The organism is Achromobacter semiaridum, assembly GCF_053543755.1.
In genome coordinates this window covers 172466-186015 of the sequence record NZ_JBLVOL010000083.1, presented here as the reverse complement: position 1 = coordinate 186015, position 13550 = coordinate 172466, and the positions used below count along the sequence as shown (strand labels likewise).

At 65.5% G+C, this 13550-nt stretch carries 15 protein-coding genes; 8 read left to right on the top strand and 7 right to left on the bottom strand.

Features of this window, described 5'->3' with window-relative positions; genetic code table 11:
* Window positions 1-736, top strand: a 736-nt coding sequence (locus ACNPP0_RS21770) for an MFS transporter (protein WP_448706973.1), incomplete at its 5' end; no start/stop codon positions are given.
* A 24-nt stretch (window positions 737-760) separates the two neighbouring features.
* Here the strand turns inward: ACNPP0_RS21770 and ACNPP0_RS21765 are convergent.
* Window positions 761-1582, bottom strand: a complete 822-nt coding sequence (locus ACNPP0_RS21765; protein WP_332608100.1) for a MetQ/NlpA family ABC transporter substrate-binding protein — start codon at window positions 1580-1582, stop codon at window positions 761-763.
* A gap of 108 nt (window positions 1583-1690) precedes the next feature.
* Here ACNPP0_RS21765 and rocF point away from each other — a divergent pair, with 108 nt between their 5' ends.
* Window positions 1691-2656, top strand: a complete 966-nt coding sequence (rocF, locus tag ACNPP0_RS21760) for an arginase (RefSeq protein ID WP_448706972.1) — start codon at window positions 1691-1693, stop codon at window positions 2654-2656.
* A 94-nt stretch (window positions 2657-2750) separates the two neighbouring features.
* Here the strand turns inward: rocF and ACNPP0_RS21755 are convergent, their stop codons facing one another.
* On the bottom strand, window positions 2751-3491 hold the full coding sequence (locus ACNPP0_RS21755) for an IclR family transcriptional regulator (RefSeq protein WP_448706971.1): 741 nt from the start codon (window positions 3489-3491) through the stop codon (window positions 2751-2753).
* Between the two features lie 228 nt (window positions 3492-3719).
* Between ACNPP0_RS21755 and ACNPP0_RS21750 the strand changes: the two genes are divergently transcribed.
* A complete protein-coding gene (locus ACNPP0_RS21750; RefSeq protein WP_448706970.1) occupies window positions 3720-4928 on the top strand; it encodes an ABC transporter substrate-binding protein in 1209 nt (402 codons plus the stop codon).
* A gap of 64 nt (window positions 4929-4992) precedes the next feature.
* Window positions 4993-6054: an alcohol dehydrogenase gene (locus ACNPP0_RS21745; RefSeq protein WP_448706969.1), complete on the top strand. Its 1062-nt coding sequence runs from the start codon at window positions 4993-4995 to the stop codon at window positions 6052-6054.
* A 61-nt stretch (window positions 6055-6115) separates the two neighbouring features.
* On the opposite strand, the gene ACNPP0_RS21740 is transcribed toward ACNPP0_RS21745, so the two are convergent.
* Together ACNPP0_RS21740 and parS are read right to left on the bottom strand one after the other, a co-directional pair.
* Window positions 6116-6628, bottom strand: coding sequence for an RES family NAD+ phosphorylase (locus tag ACNPP0_RS21740; RefSeq protein WP_448706968.1), 513 nt, complete (start codon window positions 6626-6628; stop codon window positions 6116-6118).
* Window positions 6625-7110 (bottom strand): type II RES/Xre toxin-antitoxin system antitoxin, encoded by a 486-nt coding sequence (gene parS, locus ACNPP0_RS21735; RefSeq protein ID WP_448706967.1) that lies wholly within the window; start codon window positions 7108-7110, stop codon window positions 6625-6627. The genes ACNPP0_RS21740 and parS overlap by 4 nt, the downstream gene beginning before the upstream one ends.
* A gap of 214 nt (window positions 7111-7324) precedes the next feature.
* On the opposite strand from parS, the gene ACNPP0_RS21730 reads away from it, so the two are divergent.
* Window positions 7325-7702 carry a DUF423 domain-containing protein gene (locus tag ACNPP0_RS21730; protein ID WP_332608093.1) on the top strand — a complete coding sequence of 126 codons (378 nt, stop codon included), beginning with the start codon at window positions 7325-7327 and terminating at the stop codon, window positions 7700-7702.
* A 105-nt stretch (window positions 7703-7807) separates the two neighbouring features.
* A complete protein-coding gene (locus ACNPP0_RS21725) occupies window positions 7808-8716 on the top strand; it encodes a DMT family transporter (protein WP_448706966.1) in 909 nt (302 codons plus the stop codon).
* A gap of 104 nt (window positions 8717-8820) precedes the next feature.
* Here the strand turns inward: ACNPP0_RS21725 and ACNPP0_RS21720 are convergent, their stop codons facing one another.
* Together ACNPP0_RS21720 and ACNPP0_RS21715 are read right to left on the bottom strand one after the other, a co-directional pair.
* Complete coding sequence (locus ACNPP0_RS21720; RefSeq protein WP_332608091.1) at window positions 8821-9459, bottom strand: glutathione S-transferase family protein; 639 nt, start codon at window positions 9457-9459, stop codon at window positions 8821-8823.
* Between the two features lie 3 nt (window positions 9460-9462).
* Entirely contained in the window at window positions 9463-10638 is a 1176-nt protein-coding gene (locus tag ACNPP0_RS21715) for a PQQ-dependent sugar dehydrogenase (RefSeq protein ID WP_332608090.1), read from the bottom strand.
* Between the two features lie 137 nt (window positions 10639-10775).
* On the opposite strand from ACNPP0_RS21715, the gene ACNPP0_RS21710 reads away from it, so the two are divergent.
* Window positions 10776-11390 carry a glutathione S-transferase family protein gene (locus ACNPP0_RS21710; RefSeq protein WP_448706965.1) on the top strand — a complete coding sequence of 205 codons (615 nt, stop codon included), beginning with the start codon at window positions 10776-10778 and terminating at the stop codon, window positions 11388-11390.
* A gap of 108 nt (window positions 11391-11498) precedes the next feature.
* On the opposite strand, the gene ACNPP0_RS21705 is transcribed toward ACNPP0_RS21710, so the two are convergent.
* Complete coding sequence (locus ACNPP0_RS21705) at window positions 11499-12449, bottom strand: LysR family transcriptional regulator (RefSeq protein ID WP_332608088.1); 951 nt, start codon at window positions 12447-12449, stop codon at window positions 11499-11501.
* Window positions 12450-12569: 120 nt separating this feature from the next.
* Here ACNPP0_RS21705 and ACNPP0_RS21700 point away from each other — a divergent pair, with 120 nt between their 5' ends.
* A complete protein-coding gene (locus tag ACNPP0_RS21700; protein ID WP_332608087.1) occupies window positions 12570-13550 on the top strand; it encodes a Bug family tripartite tricarboxylate transporter substrate binding protein in 981 nt (326 codons plus the stop codon).

Below are 13550 nucleotides of genomic sequence, written 5' to 3'. Positions count from 1 at the left end.
GCCCTTGTCCGCGCTGATCTCGGATGCCGTCGGCTGGCGCGCCACCTATGGCACCTTGGCGCTGTGCGCCACGATTGCGCTGCTTGGCTTGCGCAAGCTACCCGAGCGCCGCGCGCAGAACGCCCCGCCGCTGCGCTTGTCGCGGCTGCTGGCGCCGCTGTCCTATCGCGATGTGCCCGTGCTGTTGCTGGCCTGCCTGGCGTTCTCGTCGGCGTTCTATGGCGTGTACGCGTTTCTGGCCGACCATGTCCGTGCGTTGCTGGCGCTGTCGGCGGGTCAGGTCGGCTTCATCGCGTTTGCCTATGGCGCGGGCTTCATGCTGGCGGGGTTCGCGGGCGCGCCGCTGATCGAAAGGCTGGGACCGCGCCGCGCTTTGCCGCTGGCCCTTGCCACCATCGCCGTGGTCTATCTGGTGCTGCTGCCTGCCGCCCATGCGCTGGCGGCGGTGTTGGCGCTTGCCGTGCTGTGGGGTGCGGCGTCGCAGATCAGCCTGAACCTGCTGGTGTTGCTGTTGTCCCGTGCACGGCCCGACGAACGCGGCGCCGTGCTGGGCTTGAACACCTGCACCACCTACCTGGGCGCCAGCGTGGGGACGGCGGTGGCCGGCACGCTGTACACGCATATGGGCTTTGAAGCGCTGGGCCTGTGCGCAGCGGCCGCCGTGGGCGTGGCCGCGCTGGGTTTGCACTGGCGCTTGAACGGGCGGCGCGCAGGTCGGCGCGAGGCCACGGCGTAGGCGCAACCCGCCACGCAAATTGCCTTACCAGGGGAAGCTGATCAGGTCGCCGTACAAGCGCTTCAGGGTGGTTTTGACCTCGGGCGAGTTCTGGTAGATCGAAATGAACTTCAACAGGCGCGGGTCCTGCGCCTTGTCGGGCGTGGTCACCCAGCGTATGGCGTAACGGCGGATGCTGGCCGGATCGGTGTTGTCGAACGCCAGCCCGTCCTTTTCGTTCAGCCCGGCCTGCTTGGCAAACGTGGTGTACGTAACCGACGCCGTCACGTCATCAAAGGTGCGGGCTGACTGCGAGCCCTCGATCTGCACGAACTTCAAGCGCTTGGGGTTGGCCACCACGTCTTGCAACGTGGCCTGATGCGCCACGCCGGGGGTCAGCTTGATCAGCCCGATCGATTCCAGCAGCAACAAGGCGCGGCCGGTATTGACGGGGTCGTTGGGCACGGCAATGGTCGCGCCGTCGGGCACCGTGTCGCCCTTTTTCAGCTTCTTCGAGAACAGGCCGATGGTGGTCGAATAGCCATAGGCAATCGGCGTCAGGTTGGCGCCCCGGCGCTGGTTGAACAGTTGCAGGAACGGCTCGTGCTGAAAGAAGTTTGCATCCACCGAGCCGTCGGCCACGGCAATGTTGGGCAGCACCCAATCATTGAATTCCACCAGCTTCACGTCCAGGCCTTCTTTCTTGGCCTGCGCAATGGCAATTTCAGTGGCTTCGTTGGCCACACTGGGGATCACGCCGATGCGCAAAGGCTTTTCCTGGGCGGCGGCGGTGGCGCACAGCACCACGGACAAGGCCGCCACGGTGGCGCCGCGCGTCAACGTTGAAAACAAGGAGTGCAAAAACATGAGAGCCATCCAGAAGTCAGGAAAAAACGGCCGGCATGGTCGGTATCGACGTGACGGCGCAGGCGCTATTGTGCAGCAGCCGGCCAAGGTGCGCGTTACTATCCGCCCATGATGAACCCCACCGGAGTCCACCACTTGCAAACCCCCGCCAGCTTGCCCGCCCAAATCACCCTGATCGGCGCTCCCACCGACATCGGCGCGGGCGCACGCGGCGCGTCGATGGGCCCCGAAGCCCTGCGGGTTGCCAATCTGGGCCCCGTGATCGAGGCTCAGGGTTTTGAAGTGATCGATCGCGGCAACCTTTACGGCCCGGCCAACCCGTGGCTGCCTCCGGAAAACGGCTATCGGCATCTGGAGGAAGTGGCGGCCTGGAACCAGGCGGTGCACGATGCCGTCTATGCCGAACTGACACTGAACCGCCTGCCGATCCTGCTAGGCGGCGATCATTGCCTGGGCATCGGCTCCATCAGCGCCGTGGCCCGCCATTGCCGTCAGTCCGGCAAAAAGCTGCGCGTTTTATGGCTGGACGCGCATGCGGATTTCAACACCCATGCGCTGACGCCCACGGGCAATATTCACGGCATGCCGGTGGCGTGCCTGTGTGGGTACGGACCCGTCCAGATCACGGGCATGTCCGGCCAAACGCCCGATATCGAGCCCGGCTGGGTGCGCCAGATCGGCATCCGCAGCGTGGACCAAGGCGAAAAGCGGCTGGTGCACGAAGCGGGCCTGGAAGTGTTCGACATGCGCTACCTGGACGAAATGGGCATGCGCGCCACCATGGAAACCGCGCTGGCCGGGTTGGATGCCGACACCCATCTGCACGTGAGCTTTGATGTGGATTTTCTTGACCCCGACATCGCGCCCGGCGTGGGCACCACGGTGCCCGGCGGCCCCACCTACCGTGAAGCGCAGCTGTGCATGGAAATGATTGCCGACACCGGCCTGATGCGGTCGTTGGACGTCGTGGAACTGAACCCCGCGCTGGACGTGCGCAACAAGACGGCCGAAGTCGCGGTGGACTTGATCGAAAGCCTGTTCGGCAAATCGACGTTGATGCGCCGGGGCAGCTAAGGCCCGCCGCCTGACGCCACCCTGCCGGGGCGCCCGCTGCTGCCGCCGCCGCTGCTGCCGCCGCCGCTGCTGACACCCCCGCAGTTAGCGCCCCCTACCCCGCGCGCGCCTGCCTGATGGCGTCGGCCGCGTCGGTCAGACAAGCCAGGTTCTGCTCCCGCCGTTCCCACACGCGCGGGGTCGGGCCGGCCATGCACAGCGCATACCATTCCCCGCCCAGGTCCAGCGCCACGGCAAGGCCTGTCAGATCAGCCACGCTTTCGCCCACGTTTGCCGCCCAACCGCGTGCCTGCACTTGCAGAATGTCCGCCAGCAAGGCTTCGCGCGTAGTCAACGTGCAATCGGTATGACGGGCGTAGCTGGCGCTGGCCAACACGCTGTCGCGCTCGGCGGGCGGCAGGCGTGCCAGCACCGCCTTCGCCACCGCGCTGGTGTGCAGCGGCCGGCGCTCGCCAGGGCGCGCGGCGTAATGGACCGGCTGCGTGGATTCCACCACTTCCAGGAACACCACGGCGCCGTCCTGAATTTTGCCCAGCATGACCGTCTCATTGGCGGCGTCGCGCAATGCCAGCAGATGCGGACGGACTTGTTCCAGCCAGGGATCACCGGCCTGTATCAGCGCGCTCATGGCTTGCAACCGCGCCGTCGGGTAATAGCCGCCACGACGCCGCACCTCGTACAGATAGCCGCGCGCCACCAGCGTGCGCACCAGCGCCAGGCAACTGGACATGGGCGCGCCCAGCCCTTGCGCCAATTCCGTCAGCGGCATGGGCCGGCGCGCCTGCGCAAAAAGCTCGATCAAGTCCAACGTGCGGGCAACAAGCTTCACTTCCATGGTGGTGACCCCTGTGCGGATTTACCGTCGCAAAAAGTCCAAATCTGCTAGGTATTCCACTATGTTGACTTTTCATATGGGCGAACCTAAATTCTTGCACAGGAATTATCTTTCACCAATAGGAATTCCTTTTCTGCCGGCCACAGGTCCGGCCGCCCGTCAGCGGTACCGCGTCAACACCAAAAACTCAAACCATACGGCCCGCCATCGGGTCGGGGAGACAGACAGATGCGTATCAAACCCCTGTTGGCGGCCCTGGCCGCCACAATGGCCGTGTGCTCGGCCCATGCCCAGTCCGATGTCGTGCGCCTGGGCGTGTCCAATGACCGCTCGGGCATTTACTCGGACCTGGGTGGGCTAGGTTCCGAAATGGCCGTGCGCATGGCCGTCGAGGATTTCAACGGCAAGGTCGCCGGCAAGACCGTCGAGGTGGTGGGCGCGGATAACCAGAACAAGGCCGATGTGGCCTCGGCGCTGGTACGGCGCTGGTTTGACACCCAGGGCCTGGTCGCCGTGGTGGACGGCGGCGCCAGCTCGGCGGGCCTGGCGGCCCAGGGGGTGGCGCGCGAAAAAGGCGGCACGGCGCTGATCAGCGGCGGGTTCGCCGGAGATTTCAGCGGCAAGCAGTGCAGCAACCTCAGCACGCAATGGGCACCGGACACCTATGCGCTGGCCAACGCCGTAGTCAAAAGCGTGGTCGAGGGCGGCGGTAAATCCTGGTACTTCATCACCACCGACTACGTCTTCGGCAAGTCTTTGGAAAGCAACGCCAGCCGCTTTGTGCAGGACGCGGGCGGCAAGGTGCTGGGCAGCACCCGTCACCCCCTGGGCGCGATGGATTTTGCGTCGTTCCTGGTGCAGGCGCAGGCATCGAAGGCGGACGTCGTGGGGCTGGCCAGCGCGGGCGGCGACCTGGTCAACCTGATCAAGCAGGCGCAGGAATTCGGCCTGACCGGCGGCAAGCAGCGCTTGTTGACCTTCCTGACCTTCATCAACGATGTGCAGGCGATGGGCCTGCCCGTGGCGCAAGGGTTGACCTTTCCCACGGGCTTTTACTGGGATGCCGACGATGACACGCGGGCCTGGACGCAGCGCTGGCAGAAGAAGATGGGCGTGACGCGTCCGCCTTCCATCGTGCAGGCGCTGAGCTACGTGGCCACCACCCACTACCTGCAAGCCGCCCAGGCCGCGGGCACCTTCGAAGGCGCCGCGGTCAACAAGAAGATGCGCGAACTGCCCATCACCACCAAGCTCATCAAAAATGCCCGCATCCGCCCCGAAGACGGGCGCGTCATCATGGACCTGTATCTGGTCGAAGTGAAAAAGCCCGCCGAATCCAAGTACCCCGGCGACTTCTATCGCATCTTGTCCACCGTGCCGGGCGACAAGGTATTCGTGTCGCTGGCCGACAGCGAATGCCCCCTGGTAAAAAAGTGAATATCGTTCCCCCGCGCCCGGGTGTAGGCTGCTGGCTATAAAAAACCACGAAGGAGACCTTTCCATGAAGTGCTATTGCGTTGTGAACTTCCGCGAACCCTTGCAGGAAATGGACGCGCCCACGCCTACCCCGCAAGGCACACAGGTGCTGTTGAAGGTGCGTGCCGCGGGGGTGTGCCACAGCGATATCCACTTGTGGGAAGGCGGCTACGACCTGGGCCAGGGGCGCACCCTGGCGCTGAAAGATCGCGGCGTGTCGCTGCCGCTGACCATGGGCCATGAAACCGTGGGCAGCGTGGCGGCCGCCGGCCCCGACGCGCAGGGCCTGTCCGCCGACAAGAATTACCTGGTGTACCCGTGGATCGGCTGCGGAAAATGCGCACCGTGCCAGGCGGGCATGGAAAACCATTGCAGCGCGCCGGCCTGCCTGGGCGTGCATCGCGCCGGCGGCTACGCCGATCACATCCTGGTGCCGCACCCTAAATACCTGATCGACATCGGCGACCTGGAACCCGCGCAGATCGCCCCCTACGCCTGCTCGGGCCTGACCACTTATTCCGCACTGAAGAAGATCGGGGCGGACGTATACCGCGAGCATCCCGTGGTGATCTTCGGCGCGGGCGGCCTGGGCTTGATGAGCCTGACGCTGATCAAGGCCCTGGGCGGTGCGGGCGCCATCGTGGTCGATATCGACCCGGCCAAGCGCCAGGCGGCCCTGGACGCCGGCGCGCTGGCCGCCATCGATGGCGCCGCGCCCGACGCCGCGCAGCAGATCATCAAGGCCGCCGGCGGCAAGCCGGTGCAGGCTGCTATCGATTTGGTCGGCGCGCCCGCCACGACGTCATTGGCGTTCGACTTCCTGACCAAAGGCGGCAAACTGATCATCGTGGGCCTGTTCGGCGGGGCATCGTCGTGGCCCATCGCGCTGATCCCGATGAAGGCCATGTCGATCATCGGCAGCTACGTCGGCAACCTGGCCGAATTGCAAGAGCTGATGGAACTGGTGCGCGCGGGCAAGGTACCGCCGATGCCGGTGCACCGCCACGCACTGGCCGAGGCCGACAGCGTGCTGGCCGCCCTGCGGGCCGGCAAGGTGGTCGGCCGCGCGGTGTTGACCAACGACTGACTGGCGGCAGCGTTATGAAAAAGGGAGCCTTGGGGCTCCCTTTTTTGCGGCTTGGCACCATTCATGCGGCTTTCAAGCGTGGGTCATAAACGAACCGTTCGCGCCGCACCACCACAATGTTCTCGGCATCCGGATGCGCCGGGTTGATCAGCAGATTGCAGTCGGGCACGCCGCGATACGGCACGATTGCGCTGGGCAATTCCAACAGTGCCGACACGCCGGAGGCGACCCAGTTGTCACCCACCGTCTGCGAGGCCTCGGCAAACGGCACCGCTTCCCAGAACGGATAGTTGCGCTGCAATTGGTCCACGGTCAGCACCTGACGCGCGTCATGCACGGCGCGGGGCACCGCCACTTCAATCAGATAACGGTTGGCCTGTTCGGATGCGCGCGCGGCAAAATGCACCACGGTTTCCAGCACTGCCAGCGCCACGCTGGCCGACGTGTAGACCACTGCCGTGCCGGGGCTGTTGTAGCGCCCGCCCACCGCCGCCGCGCCCGCGCCGCGGAGGTCGTCGGCGCGGTATTTTCCTGCCGTGGTGCCGATACGCCACAGCGAAATGAAGTCGCTCATGCGTACACGCCGGCCGCCGCCCGGGCCAGGGTGTCCTCCACAATCCGGCTGCTGGCGTCCGACGTCAGCAGCGACAAGGGCTTGACGTTGCCCAGCGCGGGCACCGGCGTGTTCAGCCACTGCACCGCTTCTTCATCGCTACCCAGCACCTGTCGCGCCACGCGCGCCACCCGGGCCACGCGTGCCAGGCGGTCGGATTCACCCAGCGGCAACATCTGCCCTTCGCGCGTCCATCGCGACAGCGACGCCGCCTTGACCTCGGTGATGGCCATGATTTCCGACTTGGGCACCTGAAGGAAATCCGCCGCGTCGTCGACCATCTGCGCCGGCAAGCCACGCCGCACATCGCGCGCGATATCGCTAAGCGGGCTATCCACCAGTTCCTGGAACAACTGCTTGGCGCGCGGCAAGGCGCGGCGCGGCGGCCGGGCGGACGCGGCGTCACGCTTTTCGGCGGATTTTCCGGTAATGGGCAGGGTCATGATGCGCTCCGGGTAACGGCTGGGCGGACAGCGGGCGTCTGTTGAGAACCAGACGCGGGCTGATGGCCCGGCAAAGACGTTCCAAACAGAATTTATAATATCCCATTTGGAATTCGCGCTGCAAGGGCCAAATGCGCCGCTGTTCCGGCCGGCATGCACCGTATTTGGGCATATCATAGGCGGCGTTACACACGAACAACGATAAGGACGGGCAATGACGGACCGGCAGCTGACGATACTTGCGGCGCTTAATCTGATGGTGGCGGTGGGCGCGGGCGCGTTTGGCGCGCATGGTCTGAAGCGGATGCTGACGCCCGAGCTGCTGTCCGTCTGGCAGACCGGGGTGCTGTATCACCTGGTCCATGCGCTGGGTTTGTTCGTTATCGCACTGCTGGGCGCACGCTTTGGCTCGCCGCTGCTGTCCGCCGCCGGGGTGGTGATGTTCGTGGGCATCGTGCTGTTTTCTGGCAGCCTGTACACGCTGTCACTGACGGGCATCCATTGGTTAGGCGCCGTCACGCCTTTGGGCGGCACCGCCTTCCTGGCCGCGTGGGGCATGGTCGCGCTGGCCGCCTATCGCGGCCAGGGCTGAACGCCAAGTCTTTCCGCTTCGCATTCCACGCCGGTTTTTTGCCCCCGTCTTTTACCCCGCTTCTTACTTAACGGCGGCAGGAACCGCCGCCTTTGCAGGTTTCCGATGTCTTCCTCGACCGTATTGCCCGCCGCCCGGGAACATTCCGCTTTCGCAGGCATCGCCTGCGTGGTGGGCGGCATCTTCTTTCTGACGCTCAGCGACGCTAACGCCAAATGGCTGGGCGCTCACTACAACCCGCTTCAGATCCTGTTCCTGCGCGCGCTGATCGCGCTGCCCTTTGTCACGGGGCTGGCCCTGTGGCTGGGAGGGCGCCGCGTCATGCGCACCGCGCATCCCGGCCTGCATTTGCTGCGCGGCGCGATCAACGTCGTGTCGGCCTGTTGCTTCTACCTGGGCTTGCGCGCGCTGCCGCTGGCCGAGGCCACCGCCATCGCGTTTGCCGCGCCGTTGTTCGTGACGGCGCTGTCCGTGCTGATCCTGAAAGAGCGCGTGGACGGCAAGCGCTGGCTGGCGGTGCTGGCGGGTTTCGCGGGCGTGCTGATCGTGGTGCGCCCGGGCTCGGACGCCTTCCAGGCGGCCACGCTCTATCCGCTGACCACGGCCTTGCTGTACGCGGTGATGATGATTACCGCGCGCGGCATCAGCCGTGCCGAAGGCATGTTGACGACCACCTTCTATATCGTGCTGGGGCAATTGATCTGTAGCGCGGTGGGTTTGCCGTGGGTGTGGCAGACGCCGGCAGCCGAACACCTGCCCTACTTCGGCGGCATCGCACTTTTCAGCACATTGGGGCTGGCCTTGATCACGCAGGGTTTCCGGATCGGCCCGGCGTCGGTGGTGGCGCCGTTCGACTACACCGGCCTGATCTGGGCCACGATCCTGGGCTGGATCTTCTGGCGGGAAGCACCCGACGCCTACGCTTATCTGGGCGCGCTGATCATCGCCGGCAGCGGCGTGTACATCGCTGTGCGGGAAGCCCGCGCCAAGAGCCGGCGGCGCGGCAAGGGCTGAAAGGCCTTCCGCCTCGCGACTCTGGGCCGCGTTCGGCCACGCGTTCGGCCACGCGTATCGGCGGCCTGCCGCCCCCCCCGCCGCCAACCAAGCGATGCGACGCGCTATTCGGTCGGCGCCGGGAAATGCCGCCGCAGCACCCGCGCCACATTGGGCTCCTGCGCGGCCTGTCGCGCCACGGCCGTCAGCGCCGGGCATTCAGCCTGAAACCATGCCTGCCCCGGCCGCCAGTGCGTCATGACCGTCACATACAGGTCCAACGCCGAGAAGCGTCGCCCCAGCATGTGCGGCGCACCGGCCTGCTGCTCAAGCTCTTTCCACAACTCCGCGCGCCGCGTATGGATGCGTTCCCGCAGCAGGTCGGCCCCCGCGCCCTCGCCCGCCCATTGCGCGGGTATGTCGCCATAGGTAAACGTCGGGTACACCGCCGCGACCAGCCGCAACAGCAGGTTCAAGAAGTGCGCCCGCTCGGGCTTGTCGGCCGCCGGCGCCAGGCCCGCTTGCGGCGCCACATCGTGCAGATGCAGGATCATTGCGGCGCTTTCCGTCATGACCTCGCCTTCGGGCGTGATCAGCGTGGGCACCTGCCCCAGCGGGTTCAAAGCCAGCAGGCGGTCGCGCTCGGGACCCGGCTTCAAGTAGGGCACGTCCGTCAGCGTGTGAGGCACATTGGCCAGCACCAGCGCCATTTCAACAATTGCCGACCCGCAACCGGCTGACCCGATCAACTCGTACGTCTTCATTGCTTACCCTCCTGATTGCGCTGGCGCTATCCGCAGCAACTGCCCCGGCGATGCGTCCGTCAACACATACACGTACCCGTCCGGCCCTTGCCGCACGTCGCGTATGCGGCTCTTGCGATCCACCAGCAACCATTCCTGGCCCACGACGCGGCTGCCGTCCAGCGTCAGGCGGATCAAATTCTGATTGCCCAGCGCGCCGATAAAGACGGAATGCTTCCAGGCCGGAAAGCGGTCGGCGTCGTAGAACGCCATGCCGCTGATGGCGGGCGACTTGGCCCACCAGAACAGCGGCGGCTCGGTGCCCGGCGCGGTCTCGCCCTTGGCTTCGGGGATGGGCTGGCCCGAATAATTGATGCCGTAAGTCGCCAGCGGCCAGCCATAGTTCTTGCCCGGCTGCACCAGATTGATTTCATCGCCGCCGCGCGGCCCGTGTTCGTTTTCCCAAAGCTCGCCGGTCCAGGGGTTCATCGCCATGCCTTGGGGGTTGCGATGCCCGTATGACCAGATTTCAGGTCGTGCACCGGTCTTGCCGACAAAGGGGTTGTCGTCCGGCACCGAACCGTCCAGCTTCAGGCGCACGATCTTGCCTTGCAGCTTGTCCAGGTCCTGGGCCGTGGGGCGCTGGTTGTTTTCACCCAGCGAGATGAACAGGTGGCCTTTGCCGTCAAACACCAGGCGCGACCCGAAATGCAGGCCCGACGATAGCTTGGGCGCCTGGCGGAACAGCACCTTGAAGTCTTCCAGCGCGGTCGCATCGTCGGACAGCCGCCCACGGCCTACGGCAGTGCCGCTTTTATCACCGTCGGACTCGGCATACGACAGGTACACGTAGCGGTCTTTTGCGAAGCTTGGCGACAGCGCCACATCCAGCAAACCACCCTGCCCGCGCACCGCCACTTTGGGCACGCCCGCCAGCGGCTTGGACAACCCGCCCGGCGTGCGCAACAAACGCAGATTGCCGGGCCGTTCTGTAATCAACACGCCACCGCCATCGGGCAGGAAAGCCAGCGCCCACGGATGATCCAGCCCACCGACAACCGCCGTAACGTTCGCCGGCACCGATGGGGGCTCCTGCGCGGCGCGCGCCGGCGTTGCCGCCCAGAGGGCGCCGGCCAGTATCAACGTAGAGCAAGCAAAAAAGGGAATCGCGCGCGGGCTTGCGGCGGTGCGTGACTGCATGGACATCTCCGGCGGCAACGGGTGGGAATGCGGGCGCGGGTGGCATGACAAGGTGGCGCCAAGCGCGCCGGGGGTGGCGTACCATAGCGCCCAAGGACGGGGGCCTGCCCGTTCTTTCGTTCAGGAGACCCGATCACATGAAACTTTACTACATGCCCGGCGCGTGTTCGCTCGCTTCCCATATCGTTCTGGAGTGGGTGGGCAAGCCCTATGAAACGCACCAACTGAGCCGCGAAGCGCTGAAAGGCCCGGAGTTTTTGAAGGTGAATCCCCTGGGCGCCGTGCCCGCATTGAGCGTCGGTGACTGGACCCTTACGCAGAACGTGGCCATCCTGGAATACATCGCCGAGCAGGCGCCGCAAGCCCAACTGCTGGGCGACGGCAGCGCGCGCTCGCGCGCCGATGTCCGCCGCTGGCTGGGCTTCGTCAATTCCGACATCCACAAGACATTCTCGATGATCTTCGGTGCGTCGCGCTTCCTGGGTGATGAAGCCGCGCAGAAAGAGCTGGCGGGGTCGGCGTCCAAACTGCTGACCAAGCTGTTCTCGCAGCTGGATGCGCAATTGGCCGGAAAGCCGTATCTGGCGGGCGACGCGCCTTCCATTGCCGACGCCTATCTGTACGTGGTGCTGCGCTGGGCGCACGCCAAGGAAATCGACCTGGCCGGCCAGGACAATCTGGCCGCATTCTTCAAGCGCATGGAAGCCGACAAGGGCGTGCAGGCCGCGTTGAAGGCCGAAGGGCTGGCGTAATCCCAAGTCCGGCGTCCGGGGTCCTGCGTCCTGCCTGCCGCGCCCTGCTCGCCCCGCAGCGCGCCGGAAACTCCGCGCCTGCGCTGACCCCGCCGACAACGGACGCCGTCACGCCGTGTCGGCGGCGCCTTCCAGTTCCAGCGTCTTTTTCACCGCCGCCAGAAACCGGCGCGCCAGCAGCGGCGGCGCGCTCAGGTTCGAATGCGTGGCCCAGATTTCAACGCTGGATTCCGGCGCGATCGGCCGCAGCTCCATGTGCGCGGACTGCTCGGGCGATACGCACCACGTGTCCACCAGTGCCGGCCCCAAACCCTGCTGCACGAACGAACACGCCGTCACCGGCGAATGCACTTCTATGGCGGCGGCATGCCGTGGCCCATCGCCAAAAAACGTGACCAGCGCCCGACCCAGCGGCGTGTCGCTCGGATAACCGATCCACGCGGCGGATGAGAAATCCTCGGGGTGCACGACCTTGTGGCTGGCCAGCGGATGCGCGGCGGGCATCACGCACACCACCGGCACGCGAGCCAGCCGCACCGACGTCAAATTGGGATGATCGGGCGGTTGCATGGAAATGCCGATATCCGCCTGGCCCGACAAAAAGTACGCCGCCAGTTCGTCAAACGTGACGCTGCGGTAATCGACCCGCGCGTCCGCATTACGCCCCCGAAAGCGCTCAAGCGCCATCGGAATCAGCCGCTGCCCGAAGCTGGCGCTAGCCACTATCTTCAACATGCCCGCGCCGGATTGGCCCAGGCTGGCCGCCAGGTCGTTCACGCGCTGGATGCCGCCATACACCTGCTCTACTTCCGCATACAGCCGCCGTGCTTCGGCCGTGGGGGACAAACGGCTTTTGACGCGTTCAAACAGGCGATAGCCCAGCCGGCTTTCCGTCAGCGCCAGCACGCGGCTGACGGCCGGTTGCGACACGTGCAGCATGCGGCCCGCGCCGCTGATCGAGCCGGCCATCATGATTGCCCGAAAGACCTCGATCTGACGCAGGTTCAGCGGCCGCCCCGCGCTGGGTCCGACCTCGTCCGCATAGCCTTCCGCATCCATTTTTCCTTCCCCTTATCGATAACGGCGGATTATAGGATTGCCACATTTTTCGATGATGCAGCGCCGCAACGCGGGTGTAATCTGCGCCCGTCACCACAACAAAACAAGGGGAATACCACCATGCATCGTCAATTTATCCGCGGCCTGTCGGCGCTGGCCGTCAGCGCCACACTGGTCGCCACCGCATCGGCCGCCAACGCCTATCCCGACAAGCCCATCACGTTCGTGGTGCCGTCCGCCGCCGGCGGATCGCCCGACGTGCTGTCGCGCCTGATCACCACCCAGATCGCCAAGGACACGGGCGCCACGATGGTGATCGAGAACCGACCCGGCGCGGCTGGCAACATCGGCATTGCGCTGGTCAAGCGCGCCGCTCCGGACGGCTACACGGTGGGTTACGGCAACATCAACACGCTGGCGGTCAACCGTTCGCTGTTCAAGCGCCTGCCCTACGACGTGGATCAGGACCTGACGCCGGTCGCCCACATGTTCGACCTGTACAACGCGCTGATCGTGCCGGCAGAATCGCCCGTCAAAAGCGTGCAAGACCTGATCGACCGCGCGCGCAAGGAACCCGGCCGCCTGTCGTATGGCGCGTCGGGCGTGGGCACGACCGGCCACATGGGTGGCGAACTGTTCAAGAGCATGGCCAAGCTGGATGTCATGTTCATCCCGTATAACGGCGGCCCCGCCGCCATTCAGGACCTGCTGGGCGGCCGCCTGGACTACCTGTTCGTCAACACGTCCGAAGCCGCACCGCTGGTCAAAAGCGGCAAGGTCCGCGCCATTGGCGTCAGCAGCCTGAAGCGCCTGGCGCTGATGCCCGACGTGCCGACGTTGGACGAGTCCGGCCTGAAGGGCTATGAAACGGTGGCCTGGGGTGGCGTGGTCGCGCCCAAGGGCACGCCGGCCGACGTCGTTACCAAGCTGAATGCCGCCATCCAGAAAGCCCTGGCCGCGCCCGAAGTACGCACCGGCCTGGCCACGCTGGGCGCCGAACCGGCAACCGGCTCGCCGGAAGACTTCAAGCAACTGATCGATCGTGAAACCGCCAAGTGGCAGAAGATCATCGACACCGCCGGCATCGAGAAACTGGACTAA

Bases quoted from the DNA above. Each gene is read 5' to 3' on its own strand.
- ACNPP0_RS21765 (WP_332608100.1), bottom strand. From the start codon at position 1,582: ATGTTTTTGCACTCCTTGTTTTCAACGTTGACGCGCGGCGCCACCGTG.
- rocF (WP_448706972.1), top strand. From the start codon at position 1,691: ATGATGAACCCCACCGGAGTCCACCACTTGCAAACCCCCGCCAGCTTG.
- ACNPP0_RS21755 (WP_448706971.1), bottom strand. From the start codon at position 3,491: ATGGAAGTGAAGCTTGTTGCCCGCACGTTGGACTTGATCGAGCTTTTT.
- ACNPP0_RS21750 (WP_448706970.1), top strand. From the start codon at position 3,720: ATGCGTATCAAACCCCTGTTGGCGGCCCTGGCCGCCACAATGGCCGTG.
- ACNPP0_RS21745 (WP_448706969.1), top strand. From the start codon at position 4,993: ATGAAGTGCTATTGCGTTGTGAACTTCCGCGAACCCTTGCAGGAAATG.
- ACNPP0_RS21740 (WP_448706968.1), bottom strand. From the start codon at position 6,628: ATGAGCGACTTCATTTCGCTGTGGCGTATCGGCACCACGGCAGGAAAA.
- parS (WP_448706967.1), bottom strand. From the start codon at position 7,110: ATGACCCTGCCCATTACCGGAAAATCCGCCGAAAAGCGTGACGCCGCG.
- ACNPP0_RS21730 (WP_332608093.1), top strand. From the start codon at position 7,325: ATGACGGACCGGCAGCTGACGATACTTGCGGCGCTTAATCTGATGGTG.
- ACNPP0_RS21725 (WP_448706966.1), top strand. From the start codon at position 7,808: ATGTCTTCCTCGACCGTATTGCCCGCCGCCCGGGAACATTCCGCTTTC.
- ACNPP0_RS21720 (WP_332608091.1), bottom strand. From the start codon at position 9,459: ATGAAGACGTACGAGTTGATCGGGTCAGCCGGTTGCGGGTCGGCAATT.
- ACNPP0_RS21715 (WP_332608090.1), bottom strand. From the start codon at position 10,638: ATGCAGTCACGCACCGCCGCAAGCCCGCGCGCGATTCCCTTTTTTGCT.
- ACNPP0_RS21710 (WP_448706965.1), top strand. From the start codon at position 10,776: ATGAAACTTTACTACATGCCCGGCGCGTGTTCGCTCGCTTCCCATATC.
- ACNPP0_RS21705 (WP_332608088.1), bottom strand. From the start codon at position 12,449: ATGGATGCGGAAGGCTATGCGGACGAGGTCGGACCCAGCGCGGGGCGG.
- ACNPP0_RS21700 (WP_332608087.1), top strand. From the start codon at position 12,570: ATGCATCGTCAATTTATCCGCGGCCTGTCGGCGCTGGCCGTCAGCGCC.